Origin of the sequence: Lysinibacillus telephonicus (assembly GCF_003966145.1) — a bacterium.
Lineage (GTDB): Bacteria > Bacillota > Bacilli > Bacillales_A > Planococcaceae > Ureibacillus > Ureibacillus telephonicus.
The window spans coordinates 1-14,022 of the sequence record NZ_RXNR01000089.1 but is presented as its reverse complement, the minus strand read 5'-3'; the positions used below and the strand labels follow the sequence as shown (position 1 = coordinate 14,022).

Here is a 14,022-nt window from a genome sequence, read left to right as displayed (position 1 = left end):
TACCACTTCATCCACGTTTTTAGTTGTGTATAATTTCGAATATTCAATTCTTCTAAAACTTGATTAACAGGTATTCCTGCTAACCTCATTTCGATTGCTTTCATTTTAATTTCTACTGGATAACTAACTCTTGTTCCCATAGAAAAAACACCTCCACGTTGGATTTATAGGTTTAATACCCGTTTTTCAACGAAAGGTGTTTTTATTTGTCTCATTTTTTTAGGTCAGTGCGAGCCCACTAAGGGCTTTTTATAGGCAATAATGACAAAAAAGTCTCTGGTAATAAAAAATTTAAATTACTAGAGACTTTTTTGTAGTATTTTTTAAAGTTTCTTTCTTTTTGCAGTGCCCTCTTTATAAGGGATGCGTCTTATTTAATTTAAGAAAAACAATTTCCTCACATTGAAACTTTTGCCATAATTAAAATTTAAGATAGTAGTGCTCGAAACTCTAGATTCTAATCTTACGGAGGAATCACCAATGTATTCTAATATACATTATAAAGTAGAAATGAAGAAAACGTATAAAAAAATTCTTACAGTAGTTTTAATATGGATTTTATTATTTGCAGGTATCATTGGTTACGGAATATATTGGCTTTTCTTTGATTGGGGTAGATTTAAAGACGAATTAATTAATCAATCCACTTCTCCAAATGGGACATATACAATCAATGCTTATTTATCTAAGGAGGTGCTACAGTTTCATATGCAGTGTTGGGGGAATTAGTTTTAAATAAAGAAAATAAAAGGACAAAGAAAATCTATTGGCGATATCGAGAGGAAAATGCAACTATTGAATGGTTAGATGATAGTACAGTGATTATAAATAATGTACAACTAGAATTACCTCACGAAACTTATGATTATAGAAGTGGGATTAATTAATACACACTGTTAATAGTTAAGTATAAACGGAATAAAGCTTTGATATATCAACATTTATAGAGGATGATTTTATAAATGAAAAAGCTAATGAGCATAATAATTTGTTGTATATTTTTATCTGGTTGTGCAGGTTTGGGGGATTACGATATCGATTTACCTGGTAATTATTCAGTTATTAGAACCTCTGCAAATGAAGTTACCATTGCCCAAAAAACTGAAGAAGGCTGGTGGGGCGAAGATTTAATACCTTCTAAGGTTGTAGAAGTAGGATGGAATAATCGTTTTATTTATTGTAAATAAATAGAACCTTCTACTGAAGAAGATTATTACTGGATTCTAAACATAGATTCTGAAGAAATTGAAGGGCCATTAGAATACGATGAATTTGTTAGTAAACTAGGGGAGTATAGTATTGGTGAAATAGAACTAAAAGAAGTTGAAAGTTTAAGAAAATAACTCCAACCATTTAATAACTTTTTAAAATATATGGTTAGACTGTATTAAACAATCAGTCGCTTTCCTGAATAAGGAAAGTGCATTTTTCATTAAAGGGGCATTTAATGGAGTAATCTCCTTGAATTAACTCTTAGTAATGATAATAATGATTGATTACTAACTTGTGTGGAAATTACTGTATAATTAAATAAGCGGTCTATTATCTATGAAGGGTACCTTTAGGAAAATGTAGATTTTTGCCTTTATTTCTGCTAGTAAAATGAGGGAAGATGGAAGTGATTTTTGATGAAAATATTCGAGGCAAATCAAGCTTGCAAGGAAATTGATGGAATAATGATTCTTAAAGAAGTCTCTTTAAGTATTTCACAAGGTGAAAAAGTGGCAATCACCGGAACTAATGGATCAGGGAAAAGCAGCCTTTTAAAACTCATTGGGGGTATATTTGAAGAAACTGCCGGGCAAGTGAAGAGATCTCAAATTAACATAGGATATGTACCTGAACACTTTCCAGAAAGTATCCGATTCAAATTAAAAGACTATTTAATGTTAATGGGTAAAATGACTTGTAAATGGGATGAAGGAATTTTAAAAAGAATTGAGAATTATGCTGAGCTGTTTGCAATTACAGACTTTCTAACCACCCCTTTGAAGAATTGTTCAAAAGGGACAAAGCAGAAAGCCGGAATTATCCAGGCATTGCTGAAGAATCCTGATCTATTATTATTGGACGAGCCGCTAACTGGGTTAGATGATAAAGCAAAAATCGAGCTTTTGAATCAGCTAAATTCTCTCCAAGGGAGAAAAACGATTATTTTTACTGCACATGATCCACTACTAATTGAAGGATTAGCCGATAGGGTTTTAACTGTAGAGAGTGGAAGAATTGTCTACGATGCTGCAAAAATCAAAAAGGAAAAATTTAGATACATAAGAGCAAGTATCCCCACTAAAGAGATAATAACAGAGATTCCGTCTATTAGACATAAATTTATAGGGAAAGATTCTGTTGAAATAATTGTTTCAGCGAAAGAGTCTGATAAGATAATAGCCATGTTGCTTCAAAGAGGATGTTCAATATTTGAATTAACAGAGAAGAGGTAGTAAGTTGTCAGCTTTTATCCGTTACCAAATAATAAGCTATGTTCGTTCATTAAAATTTATCCCACCCGTTGTTATTTTTTTTGCATGGGTGTTTATTTTATATGCCTATAAAAATGTGCCAATACTTAGCAGTTACGCAGTATCATCTATTGTAATGTACTTAATTATGACATGGATTACAATGTCCATTTTTACATTGGATGAAGAAAGCGAAAAGCATATCTTAATATCTCATCTTAAAAGAAAAGTGAGTTACTTATTTGGCAAATGGCTAACTATTCTAATAGTAATGATACCTTTACTTTTGTTTGCAATTTTTTTCCCAATCATAACAGATAGCTTCAAAGGGAATATGTCAATTCAGCTATATGCTTATGCATTTTACAGCCATTTGGTCTTTATGGCATTTGGGATATTAGTAGGAACCCTATTTTCCGCTACTAAACTTGCAACAAAAAAATACGCCTGGCTTTCGTCTGTATTTATAATCGTAGTTTCACTCGCCTCAAAATCAATTATCGAAATATCATTGTTTTTTAAATGGATTTTGTGGGTCTTCCCTCCCGTGTTCAAGGTGATAGGGTATATGGAAGGCGAAGATCAAGTACTAATAAATACACCAGTAATAATCGATAGTATTTTTGTAGTTAGTTATCTAATCATCGGAGCTGTCATGTTAGTTCCTCTTTTTATAAAAAAAGAAAGTTAGTTGCTTTACTAACTTATGAATATTTGTAAAAGCTATACAGTATATATGATGTTCAATTAAAAGGCCGCAATTCTTGAAGAGTAATTGAACCTTTTTCAGTTATAGGGCCAGATTGCTTAACAAGAACGAAACTTTGGAATACTTGAAATGTATGTTTTACAATCGATGATACGTAACAATTCTCTACACATTTTAATCTTAGCAGCAATCGTTTATCATCCGAATTCAGGAAGAGTTTTACTTCCAAAGCGTTAGAAGCTGCCGGCGCAATTCTGATTAATGCAAGAGTCGTTGAAGATCTCCTCGACTATTGAGTGGGGGAGGCGTAACTTCGGGACTTGACGTATCCTTGTATTTAGTTGAGCGTGAGTTAGGTCCTCAAATCGCGAATGCCGTAGAAAGGTTATTCGAGTACGAGCGAAGAGGTACGGTGTGGAAAGCGAAAGGAATATCACCGATCAACTTTACGACGAATCAGGAAGTTCCGAAGAAGTGATCGTTCCAAATGCGAATAAGTTTTGAAATTTAAGGTTCTGCTCTTCAACAACTGGGCGCCATTCTTGAGGAAGTGGCGCTCGTTTTGCAGTTTAGGTCCATTTAAAGGAATAAATGACTTAAAATAATTGGATATTTATGTTAATGTTTAAGGGAAATTGGAAGAAATGTACTTAAACTTACAAGCAGGTTAGTGGAAAAAAGAAATGGAGAGGAAATATGAATCCAAACAAATATTATCTTATAGGTTCTTTGTTAATTCTTTCGGGAACAATTTTGTTAGGTATTATGCATTTAGCAATTGCAACGTACATACCAAATCTTACAGGTTGGAGCTATCCTCCTGGAAAATTTGCTACAGTACTTAATGAAATAATGGGGTGGTTTCCGTATATTTTAGGTATTGTTCAAATTTTAATTGGGACAATATTGGTTTGGAATTCACTGTCGAAACATAACTAAATTAAGTAATTGTTATTGCACTAAAGAGTCGCTTTAATTGAATAAAGAACTTCAACAATCGGATCAGATTGTGGAGGAAAGTAAACATATATTTTTATTTAATGCAATTGAGGTTGTAAAGGATTACACTTAAACTAACGTTGTATTTAGTTGGACAGGTTTTATAAATAATTAATTATAGTATGTTTTGATTACAGATCAAAACATACTTTTTTTTATCTTTATATCTTTGTTAGTTTTAAATTTAAATAATTGAAACTTTTAATAATTTAGGAAAAATGATAAAGTTGAAACTTTTGTTTTATCTAGATCACTCTAATTAGTGAGAGGAGGGAATGATGATACGATGAAACATAATCCAAATACTGTACAACGGGCGATAGATGGAGACGTTGAAGCCTTTGAAGAACTGCTTTTTAAAGAAGAAAAAATGTTATATTACAAAGCGCTTTCTTACGTTAGAAAAAAAGAGGATGCTTTAGATGCTATTCAAGAAACAGCGTATAATGCATTCCTTGCGATAAAACAATTGCGAAATCCAGAATATTTTTCAACTTGGCTGTTTAGAATTTTAATTCGCGAATGTTATCGGCTATTAAGAGAAAGAGACCAAGTGTTTCCTTATGAGAATAGCGAATTATTGAAGAAATTAGATCAAAAACAGGACGAAGAGATAGAATCTTTTCATTTAAGTGAGGCGCTATCGAGGTTGAATTCGTCCTATCAAACATCCATCATCTTGTTTTACTATCATGACCTGTCCATTAAAGATATTTCCGAGATTATGGAGGTTCCGGTTGGTACAGTAAAAACGAATTTACGTAGAGCTAAGAAAAAATTAAAAAGTGAGTTAGAGAGGAGTTATCAATTAAATGAAAAAGTCACATGATCCATTTAAGGAGTTTCCACAAGATGAAGTTCGTTCAGCTATTCGTTCGGGAATAATTCAAGCTAAAGAGCATTCAAATACAAAGCATATTAAAGTGGGTCATTGGAGAAGAAAAGCAACCTACGCTTTAAGCTGTGTGGCAGCTGTTTTTGCAATATTGCTTGGTTCGTCTTACTACTCTCCTGCATTGGCAAACAGTTTGTCTCATATACCGATTATCGGTTCTATTTTCGGGAATTCGGATATAGTCGGTTTACAACGAGCCCAAGAAAATGGGTTAATAAATGAAATAGGCGAGACACAGACGATTAATGGGATTTCCGTTACGCTTAATGAAATTCTATACGATCAAAATAATATTACGATAGGTCTTTTAATCGAATCGGAGAAGTACCTTGAGCCAGATTATTTTGGTTCAGGGATGGACTATACAATTAATGGAAAGTTGCCTAGCAATTCTACTGGGAGCTATGGAGAAGAGAAACTTTCGTCAACAACTCGGACTGCCATTCAAGAAATCAATATAACTGAAGAGATGCCGGAAAAGTTCGAACTTGGGTTAATATTACGGGGTGAGAATGGAGAGAAGTGGTATTTCACAACTCCTGTTAAAAAAATTACTGATATTTATAAAATTCCTGTTTACCATACACAGTCAGTTGATGGCTTGAATCTAACTGTAACAGAAATATCTTATAGTGAAACAGGTTTAAGTATTGCCTATGAGAGTTCTGAAGAGGAAGTTGATTTTGACCTAAGTCGTGGAGGATATATTGAATTCCTTGTAGTAGATCAAGATGGAAATGAAATTACAGGCCGCTCGGGTGGAGTTTCAGGGGAAAGGGTTAAGGATAGAATAGTGTTTAAAAGTAATAAACAATTTGATCCCGTGGGGTCTCCTGTTACTGAATTGACAATCACTCCTTACTTAGTCATTCCGTCGAGCGGGGGAGGAGTAGAAATTGACGAAAACGGCGAGGAAAAAGAGTTAGAATTAAAAGGTGATTCTATAAAGTCGGTTGAGTTTGACTCCTTTAAAGTGAATATTCCACAATAAATTATTGTTTAAAAAGAGCTGATATTAAGCTCTTTTTTTCATAATTTAGGTAAATAATTAATTTTACTGCAGCCATGTTAGTTCCTCTAGAAGGTTAGCAGATGTACTATCTTTTGAATGTTAATAAAGTCTTATCATAAATGTAATCTTCAAAACAAGTGCGCAATTGTTGAAGTTTGCAGTTAGAAAATGATTAAACTTTTTTATAAAAAATGTACAATACTTCACAAAGAAAATGATCAATCTTTTTTCAAAACGGGTTCTTTTAAAATTGGGTTTTTAAGGTATTTTGATCAAATTTTATTTTAAAGCTACAATTATAGGACACAATGTTTTTTTCTGCAATGGGGCCAGCTTTTTTAGTAACGTTATTAGACATTGTGAAGGAGTACACTTAAACTAAGGGCAGAATAATTAACAATGTATGATAAAATAGACAAAAAATAGGGGGGGTTTTATGCTAATTGGTCAAATCAAGGAGATTGTTCGTCATCCTGTAAAATCTTTTTATGGGGAGAGCGTACAAAAAACAAAATTAATGGAGTATGGCTTGTACGGAGACCGTAGTCATGCTTTTTTAGATGAAACAAGGCCTGGAAAGTTTTTAACAATAACACAGTTTCCAGAAATGGTTCGATATAAAGCAAGATTCGTAGGTAAAGAGTCGGTGGATGTATATCCCAAAGTTGAAATATTGACACCTGAAGGTAAGATTTTTAATTGGGGGGATGAAGAATTAACGAATGAAATTGAGCACAAATCGAAACGGAAAATTTCTGTTGTTACATATCCCCCTACTCACGTACCTTTAGGAGCAATTGAAGAAGAACACATTCAACTTGTTACTGATGCTTCATTAGATAAATTGAAAGAAATATGGGGAAAATCAGAGATTGATTATAGACGTTTTCGACCTAATTTATTTATAGCATTAAAGGAAAAAATCCCCTTTATAGAAGAACAATGGTTTGGTAAACGAGTTAGGATAGGGAATAAAGTTGAAATAGAATTAAAAAGGCATTGTGAAAGATGTATGATTATTACCGTTAATCCTGAAAGTGCAGAAAGAGATGCGACTTTGCTAAAAACAGTTGTAAAAGAAAGAAGCAATTATTTTGGCGTATATGCTTCTGTTATAAAAACTGGTGAAATTCATGTGGGTGATGAAGTCATTCTTCTTGAATAAAGTTTTGCTTTGCCAAAAAACAAATAAAATAAAAAATGTTTCTTATTTAAAGATTGTGAAAGCATCTTTCTTCATGAAGGGGCAAGATTGGTGGAACAACTTCTCTAAAGAAAACTAAATCTCCTACCTAAATTTTAGAGGGATTAATATACTAAAGTATTCCAAACTTAATTATATTAAAAAAAGATATAATAGTTTTTATAGTTTGCGTAATATTTTAATTCTTAAAAGGAGATTCGTTTTAATGAATATTTTAATTTTAGGTGGAACTGGACGAGTTGGAGCTAAAATAGTTACTCATGCCCTTCACGATAGTCATCATGTTACTCTGCTAGTTCGGACTCCAGAAAAGGTTCAAATAAATCATGAAAATTTAACTATTATTCAAGGTAATGGTTTGAATAAAGATGCTATTTTACGCTCACTGCATGGAATTAATGTTGTTATTAGTGCGCTCAATACAGATGGGACAACCACTCTATCAGAATGTATGCCATTTATTATCGAAGCTATGGAAAAAGAAGGTATAAAACGAATTATCACTATAGGAACTGCAGGTATCTTGCAAAGTAGAGTTAGCCCAAATTTATTACGTTATCAATCAAGTGAATCTAAGCAAAAGTCAACCCGTGCAGCCGAAGAACATCATAAAGTCTACGATATGCTTAAACAATCAAAACTCGAATGGACGATTGTCTGTCCTACATATTTACCGGATGGGGAAAGGTTAGGTAAATATCGAACGGATAGTAATTTTTTGCCAGAGGGTGGTGTTAAAATTTCAGTGCCGGATACTGCTGAATTTGCATATAGCCAAATAAAAAGCAGTGATTATATAAAAATGCGTGTAGGTATTGCCTATTAAATAATGAAGGTATCGCCCTATTAAATAATGTAATTATTCCATTAAAGGGCGCGTTTATTTAAATACGCGTGTTTTTTATCAAAAGTGACATTTTCTGTAATAATATTATGTTAAAGTTTAGATGATGTTGTGTGGAAGCACTTAAACTATCGAAGTAGGTTAATGCAATGTGAAAAATTTTTGAGGAGGATGAATAATGATAAAGAGTTCATCTAAATTGGAAATTGTTTTAGGAGTATTAACGGCATTAACAGGGTTACTTTATTTACTTCAATTTTTTGGTCAAACTGAATCAGAAGTAGTTACTTGGGGATTAATAGCTGTTGTTTTAGGAGGAATTGTTGTCTTCCAAGGATTAATTAAAGATAAAGTCAATAATGTAATAGAAGGTGTTTTAATATTTTTTGTATTGTTAATTCAAATCCCTGCTATTTTGTTATGGTTTATCTTTAGTGGGAGTAGTATATCCGATGGGACGCCAACAAGTAATTTTGTTGCTCACTGGATATTCGCAGCTCCACATATAGTAATTGCTTTATTTGCGCTGACTTTAATCGTTTCTTTGCTAAGAAGGAGAATAGTTTGACCTATTTCTTATTGTACTAACAAGGTCTTTAGTAAAATTACCGGAAAGATTTATATGTACCTCTTTTTATTTTTAAATATTCAGCATTCAGGCGTGTTTATTTAGGAACACGTCTTTTTCTTTTAAACGGCTATCCTCTTAAAAATAAACAATCTACTTGGATATTGGTGCTAAAATATAAGGGAGATTGTTAAAATATATTTTAGCTGACGAGACAGTTTATTGGCTATTCTATTATGTTAAATATACACAAATGAATACTTATTTAGATGAACACTAAGTTCAAAGTAAGGAAAGATAGCATATGAACATGGATGGATTTCTCATAGGAATTTTACTTTTGATTATTGGTTTAATATTATTTCTAATAGGTATTAAAGATTTTAAGGAAACTTTAAAAGATGTTAATGGGCTTTCGCTTAGGAAAAGAGTCGTAATATATATTTTAGAATTATGGGACTGTTTAAGTTTAACAAGCTATTTGGCTTGGATATTATGTTTAGGTCTAATTTTTTTATTTAGTGGTACCGTATTTATCTGTTTCTCACTCTCAATATTTAAATAGTTTTATATTAACCTTTAGTAGATGAATATAAATATAATAAGGAACAGTTGAAAATTTGAGGAGTGGAATGAATGGGGATTAGAAAAGCATGTATTGATGATTGCAAGCAGATTTCTTTGTTATTAAACCAGTTGGATTATCCAAATACCGAACCTTTTTTAAAAGAAAAAGTTCAAATACTTCTTATGGACCCGAATGAGGAATTATTGGTATTTGAAGAAGAAAAAAATGTCATTGCCTTCATTTCAGTTCATTTTATACCACAATTAGCTGTAAAGGGAGATTTCGCAAGAATAAGTTATTTTGCAGTTGATAAAAACATTAGAAGTAAGGGAATAGGGCGTAAGATGTGAAGAATATTGTACTAATTTAGCTATTAAAAGAAATTGTGATAGAATTGAAGTGCATTGCCATTCAAGGAGAAAAGAGGCACATAGGTTTTATATGCGACAAGGGTTTACTGAATCCCCAAAGTACTTTATTAAAATGTTACCTCAATCTTACTAATATCTGTATTCTTCAACTCAATGGAGGAGATAGAAATATCTAATGTTCATAGCTACTGGGAAAACTACACCTTTATTTTTGATGAAAACAGAACATGTATTTGATTTTCCGAATTTTTATGGTAACTAGAAAGTGGAAAAAGCTATTAGTTCGTTATATTACTAATGGATGCGTTTATATTCTTGAATAAATGAATGGGAAAATAATTAATAAACCCAGCTAATCTTTCGCATGAAAGTAGCTGGGTTTTAAAATTAGTTGTGAAAAATAACACCTATATATTTTAAATAAATTAAAGGTATAGCTAGTTCCGATAACGATATATACTAGTAAGCTTCCGTCTTATTTGTATATTATTTATTTTAGAGCGTTTATTACGATTTTTGCTGCCTCTGCAATAAGAGCATCGTCATAAGTAGCGTCCTCAATATTACGGTCAGATAGAATAGCGATGACAATTGGATCACGATCAGGTGGCCAAACAATTGCAATGTCATTTCTTGTGCCGTAACTTCCTGCACCACTCTTATCACCAACGACCCAGTCTTTAGGTACACCAGCTCGGATTAGTGTATCTCCAGTGGTGTTCCCAACTAACCAATCTTTTATGAGTGCCTGCTTTTCTGAAGGAAGCAAGTCACTAATCACGTATGTTTGCAGACTTGTGGCAAGTGCTCTCGGTGTACTTGTGTCACGGGTGTCTCCTGGAACTATGAAGTTCAAATCAGGCTCGAAGCGATCTGACTCTGTAACCATATCTCCAATATTCCTAAGTGCAGATTCAAATCCTGCAGGACCTCCCAGTTTATTGAAAAGTAGGTTCCCTGCTGTATTGTCGCTGTAGCGGATTGCAGCCTCTGCAATATCTTTTAGAGACAATCCTGTATCTACGTGTTTCTCTGTGATCGGTGAATATGTGACCAAATCATCCTTCGTGTAAGTAATCATTTCATCAAGCTCATTCAATGATTTCTGTTCAAGAATTGCACCTGCAGCAAGTGCTTTGTAAGTAGAAGCAAAGGCGAACCTCTCATCTGCTCGATAGGAGGTACTCTTACCCGTTTCAGTATCGATTGCATATACTCCCAAGCGGGCATCGAACTGACTCTCAAGTTGTCTAAATGTCTCTTCTGCATGAACTCCTGCTTCCTCTTTGGTTTCCTGTTCGGGCGGGGGAGCAGGTGAAGTGGCAGCATTCGTGCAACCAGCTAGCATGATTAGAATGAATATTGATATAAGGAGGGTTCCCTTATGTTTATGTAGTCTGCATAATGTATGCATTAATCATAACCTCTTTTCTATTAAATGATATATTTCAAAGTTTATTCATCGGCGTTTTACTGGCTTGAATCGATTAAATCTCCACCTTTCTCAATACAAGTATTACACGTGTAATACAATATTACATTCGTAATCTGTTTTGGTCAACCTTTAAGAATCAAAATATTTCTCTAAATAGGATAGATTGATAAACTGGAACTGGCGTGATATTATTTGAATATTACAGTTGTAATTCTGGGAAGTGGTTATATTTATGAAAAAGTTTTTATTTAACTTTCCGCTTTAAGTAGAAAGCAACAAAGTCCGAGGAATTTTTAGTGTGACCGGTGAGACATGGAGGTTAATAACATGTTTTTTACATACTTTATTATCTGTTTTATAGTGTCTTCTTTAACCATTTCAGGAATTATACTGGTGAGGAGAGTATTCCAAAAACAATTATCACCAAAAGGGCAATATAATTTATGGTTTTTATTGTTGTTTGCATTGATACTGCCTTTTATTCCAGTTCAATTATTACCTTTTGAATATTCCTATAGTGCTTTGGATGTCAACCAAAGTAACGGAACAAGTCCTTCCAATATGATTACAGAGGATATTCAACACTCAAATTGGATTCAGGACTATTCCATATCTGTCAATCGGTATAATCTGGAATATCTAAATATCATTACAGCTTGTATATGGATCGCTGGGCTGCTTACCATGACCGTTCTGGCAGTAAAGGCATGGCTTGAAGTAAAAAAAATTAAAAGAACAACATACCCTTTGGAAAATAAAGGCGTGCAGTTTTTGTTTGAACAGTGCAAAGAGCAATTGAATATATCGGGAAATTTAGTTGTAGGGGAATCACCGTATGTCAAATCTCCGATGACATTTGGCATTTTCAGAAATTATGTCGTGTTGCCTGGCAATTTTGACGAATGGCTGTCTATGGATGAAATCAAATATATTTTTTTGCATGAGCTTAATCATTATAAATCTAAGGATATAGCTACGAATTATCTCATCGTTATTTTTCAAATCATTTACTGGTTCAATCCACTAGTTTGGATTGCTTTTCGAAAAATGAGATTAGATCGTGAAATTGCCTGTGATTATGCGGTATTAAGTTCCTTAGATGAGAATTGTCATAGAGAATATGGGATAACAATCATTAATTTTATAGCCAAAGTTTCACGACAGAAAAACTTTATTTTAGCTAATCAATTTCATGGCTCCAAAAAGCAAATTAAAAGTCGCATAGAACGTATTGCTTCCTATAAAAAAGAATCAAAGATTTTGAAGCTAAAAAGTAAAGCGATTTTTACTATTTTAGGGGTATTGGTTGCTAGTCAGATTCCGTTAATTTCTGCCATGGCTAATGATAATAATCATTATGATTTTAAAGATGAAAAGGCTCTTTATATGGACCTAAGTGAGCATTTTACCGGCTATGATGGGAGCTTTGTCTTATATGATATCCAGACTGATCAGTATCAAATATATAATAAAAATAAAAGTACTTTGAGAGTATCTCCGAATTCTACTTATAAGATTTATAGTGCATTGTTTGGACTGGAATCAAAAATCATATCAAATGAAAACTCTACGATAAAATGGAATGGCACACAATATCCCTTTGATTCTTGGAATTCGGAACAAAATTTAACGACGGCGATGAAAAATTCAGTGACTTGGTATTTTCAGGAATTAGATAAAAGAACCAAGGCTGGGATTATCCATTCTTATTTGAAACGAATCAATTATGGTAATTTAGACATGTCTGGAGGAATCAATGAATTTTGGCTAGAATCATCATTAAAAATTTCTCCAGTGGAACAGGTACAATTATTAAAGGATTTGTATACAAATCAATTAGGGTTTAAGGAAAAAAACATTCAAACCGTTAAAGAGGCAATTAAACTCGAGGAAAAAAATGAAAAGATTCTTTATGGAAAAACGGGAACAGGCACCGTCAATGGCAAAGAAATAAATGGTTGGTTTATCGGATATGTAGAGAACGGAGAAAATACGTATTTCTTTGCAACAAATATACAGAATGAAGAAAATGCCTCTGGAGAAAGGGCAGCCGAAATGACCTTATCCATTTTGAAGGACAAGGGAATATATTAAGTAAAGCTTGATAAAAAGATACTACGAAAATCTTTTGAGCTACAAAAGGAGGTGGAACAGAATGTCTAAAAAAATTCCTAGTATCTCTGAATCTGAATGGGAAATTATGACGGTACTCTGGGAAGAGGCACCACTTACTGCTAATGATGTGATTTCCACTCTACAGGAACGGACAGATTGGAAACCTAAAACCATACGTACTCTCTTAGATCGTCTTGTCAAAAAAAATGTAGTTGGTGTGAATAAAGAACAAAGGATTTATACTTTTTTCCCACTATATTCGCAGGACGAATGCCAGCATGCGGAGGCGGAATCTTTTGTTAAACGAATTTATGGTGGAGCACTGAAGTCAATGTTGGTCCAGTTTATCCAGGAAGACTCCTTATCCGAAGAGGATATTCAGGAATTACGTTCCATTTTGGATCCAAAGCAGAAAAAACAACCTCATTAAAGAATGCAAATATTTTAAGACATTCTTTTTTGTCGTATGGATTTTAGTAAAATAACTGTCAAGTCATTGTGTATTTCTTTTGCATTTATAATATTTTTCTAGATGGTTTTTACATCTAGAGTTTTTAACTGGGTATCGAACATTCAGTACGATTAAACGAATTTCAACCTAAAAAAGCCAACTTCCTGATCAATAAGGAATTCGGCTTTTTTGTTTGGCCAGTTATTTTATGGCTTAGTTAGTCTAATTAAAGAACATTTATTGTACAAATTGGACGGCGACTCCAGATATGTATTTGATAAGCTAAAACTGAGCCACCATCGCAGTTGAAAAGTGAGCCACTTTTATATGAAAATAATCCTAACTTCATAGAGTTAGGAGCGTATAGAGGTGATTTCATTGGAAAAGAA

The 14,022-nt window shown here is 33.2% G+C and carries 15 protein-coding genes and 2 pseudogenes; 15 read left to right on the top strand and 2 right to left on the bottom strand.

The genetic code is table 11. The features are described from left to right. Positions 1 to 140: pseudogene (locus EKG35_RS21380) on the bottom strand (IS3 family transposase); the annotation flags it as partial. A gap of 340 nt (positions 141 to 480) precedes the next feature. Between EKG35_RS21380 and EKG35_RS21505 the strand changes: the two are divergent. From EKG35_RS21505 to EKG35_RS21175, 13 genes and pseudogenes are all read left to right on the top strand, one after another. Beyond that, the gene (locus tag EKG35_RS21505) at positions 481 to 729 is read left to right on the top strand and encodes a DUF5412 family protein (RefSeq protein ID WP_281274639.1); all 249 of its coding nucleotides are present in this window, start codon (positions 481 to 483) and stop codon (positions 727 to 729) included. Next, complete coding sequence (locus tag EKG35_RS21500; protein ID WP_281274638.1) at positions 717 to 887, top strand: DUF5412 family protein; 171 nt, start codon at positions 717 to 719, stop codon at positions 885 to 887. The genes EKG35_RS21505 and EKG35_RS21500 overlap by 13 nt, the downstream gene beginning before the upstream one ends. 75 nt (positions 888 to 962) lie before the next feature. Further along, positions 963 to 1,187, top strand: a complete 225-nt coding sequence (locus EKG35_RS18775) for a DUF3997 domain-containing protein (RefSeq protein WP_126296071.1) — start codon at positions 963 to 965, stop codon at positions 1,185 to 1,187. Positions 1,188 to 1,676: 489 nt separating this feature from the next. Next, the gene (locus EKG35_RS18770) at positions 1,677 to 2,444 is read left to right on the top strand and encodes an ATP-binding cassette domain-containing protein (protein ID WP_185807823.1); all 768 of its coding nucleotides are present in this window, start codon (positions 1,677 to 1,679) and stop codon (positions 2,442 to 2,444) included. Between the two features lie 4 nt (positions 2,445 to 2,448). Further along, a complete protein-coding gene (locus EKG35_RS18765; protein WP_126296069.1) occupies positions 2,449 to 3,153 on the top strand; it encodes an ABC transporter permease in 705 nt (234 codons plus the stop codon). Positions 3,154 to 3,404: 251 nt separating this feature from the next. Then, positions 3,405 to 3,649: pseudogene (locus EKG35_RS21375) on the top strand (DJ-1/PfpI family protein); the annotation flags it as partial. A gap of 218 nt (positions 3,650 to 3,867) precedes the next feature. Next, complete coding sequence (locus EKG35_RS18755) at positions 3,868 to 4,110, top strand: hypothetical protein (protein ID WP_126296068.1); 243 nt, start codon at positions 3,868 to 3,870, stop codon at positions 4,108 to 4,110. A gap of 346 nt (positions 4,111 to 4,456) precedes the next feature. Beyond that, positions 4,457 to 4,999 carry a sigma-70 family RNA polymerase sigma factor gene (locus tag EKG35_RS18750; protein ID WP_126296067.1) on the top strand — a complete coding sequence of 181 codons (543 nt, stop codon included), beginning with the start codon at positions 4,457 to 4,459 and terminating at the stop codon, positions 4,997 to 4,999. Next, complete coding sequence (locus EKG35_RS18745) at positions 4,983 to 6,056, top strand: DUF4179 domain-containing protein (protein WP_126296066.1); 1,074 nt, start codon at positions 4,983 to 4,985, stop codon at positions 6,054 to 6,056. The genes EKG35_RS18750 and EKG35_RS18745 overlap by 17 nt, the downstream gene beginning before the upstream one ends. A 457-nt stretch (positions 6,057 to 6,513) precedes the next feature. Further along, complete coding sequence (locus EKG35_RS18740; RefSeq protein WP_126296065.1) at positions 6,514 to 7,242, top strand: MOSC domain-containing protein; 729 nt, start codon at positions 6,514 to 6,516, stop codon at positions 7,240 to 7,242. Positions 7,243 to 7,486: 244 nt separating this feature from the next. After that, the gene (locus EKG35_RS18735; RefSeq protein WP_126296064.1) at positions 7,487 to 8,107 is read left to right on the top strand and encodes an NAD(P)-dependent oxidoreductase; all 621 of its coding nucleotides are present in this window, start codon (positions 7,487 to 7,489) and stop codon (positions 8,105 to 8,107) included. A gap of 196 nt (positions 8,108 to 8,303) precedes the next feature. Continuing rightward, the gene (locus EKG35_RS18730) at positions 8,304 to 8,693 is read left to right on the top strand and encodes a hypothetical protein (protein ID WP_126296063.1); all 390 of its coding nucleotides are present in this window, start codon (positions 8,304 to 8,306) and stop codon (positions 8,691 to 8,693) included. A gap of 636 nt (positions 8,694 to 9,329) precedes the next feature. Then, entirely contained in the window at positions 9,330 to 9,611 is a 282-nt protein-coding gene (locus EKG35_RS21175; RefSeq protein ID WP_221766341.1) for a GNAT family N-acetyltransferase, read from the top strand. A gap of 511 nt (positions 9,612 to 10,122) precedes the next feature. Here the strand turns inward: EKG35_RS21175 and bla are convergent. Next, entirely contained in the window at positions 10,123 to 11,046 is a 924-nt protein-coding gene (bla, locus tag EKG35_RS18720; RefSeq protein WP_126296062.1) for a class A beta-lactamase, read from the bottom strand. A 348-nt stretch (positions 11,047 to 11,394) separates the two neighbouring features. Here bla and EKG35_RS18715 point away from each other — a divergent pair, with 348 nt between their 5' ends. Both EKG35_RS18715 and blaI read left to right on the top strand, forming a co-directional pair. Continuing rightward, positions 11,395 to 13,161 carry a BlaR1 family beta-lactam sensor/signal transducer gene (locus tag EKG35_RS18715; protein ID WP_185807822.1) on the top strand — a complete coding sequence of 589 codons (1,767 nt, stop codon included), beginning with the start codon at positions 11,395 to 11,397 and terminating at the stop codon, positions 13,159 to 13,161. A 61-nt stretch (positions 13,162 to 13,222) separates the two neighbouring features. Continuing rightward, positions 13,223 to 13,612 (top strand): penicillinase repressor BlaI, encoded by a 390-nt coding sequence (gene blaI, locus EKG35_RS18710; protein WP_126296060.1) that lies wholly within the window; start codon positions 13,223 to 13,225, stop codon positions 13,610 to 13,612. The last annotated feature ends 410 nt before the right edge of the window (positions 13,613 to 14,022 follow it).

Bases quoted from the DNA above. Each gene is read 5' to 3' on its own strand.
- EKG35_RS21505 (WP_281274639.1), top strand. From the start codon at position 481: ATGTATTCTAATATACATTATAAAGTAGAAATGAAGAAAACGTATAAA.
- EKG35_RS18775 (WP_126296071.1), top strand. From the start codon at position 963: ATGAAAAAGCTAATGAGCATAATAATTTGTTGTATATTTTTATCTGGT.
- EKG35_RS18770 (WP_185807823.1), top strand. From the start codon at position 1,677: ATGATTCTTAAAGAAGTCTCTTTAAGTATTTCACAAGGTGAAAAAGTG.
- EKG35_RS18755 (WP_126296068.1), top strand. From the start codon at position 3,868: ATGAATCCAAACAAATATTATCTTATAGGTTCTTTGTTAATTCTTTCG.
- EKG35_RS18750 (WP_126296067.1), top strand. From the start codon at position 4,457: ATGAAACATAATCCAAATACTGTACAACGGGCGATAGATGGAGACGTT.
- EKG35_RS18745 (WP_126296066.1), top strand. From the start codon at position 4,983: ATGAAAAAGTCACATGATCCATTTAAGGAGTTTCCACAAGATGAAGTT.
- EKG35_RS18740 (WP_126296065.1), top strand. From the start codon at position 6,514: ATGCTAATTGGTCAAATCAAGGAGATTGTTCGTCATCCTGTAAAATCT.
- EKG35_RS18735 (WP_126296064.1), top strand. From the start codon at position 7,487: ATGAATATTTTAATTTTAGGTGGAACTGGACGAGTTGGAGCTAAAATA.
- EKG35_RS18730 (WP_126296063.1), top strand. From the start codon at position 8,304: ATGATAAAGAGTTCATCTAAATTGGAAATTGTTTTAGGAGTATTAACG.
- EKG35_RS21175 (WP_221766341.1), top strand. From the start codon at position 9,330: ATGGGGATTAGAAAAGCATGTATTGATGATTGCAAGCAGATTTCTTTG.
- bla (WP_126296062.1), bottom strand. From the start codon at position 11,046: ATGCATACATTATGCAGACTACATAAACATAAGGGAACCCTCCTTATA.
- EKG35_RS18715 (WP_185807822.1), top strand. From the start codon at position 11,395: ATGTTTTTTACATACTTTATTATCTGTTTTATAGTGTCTTCTTTAACC.
- blaI (WP_126296060.1), top strand. From the start codon at position 13,223: ATGTCTAAAAAAATTCCTAGTATCTCTGAATCTGAATGGGAAATTATG.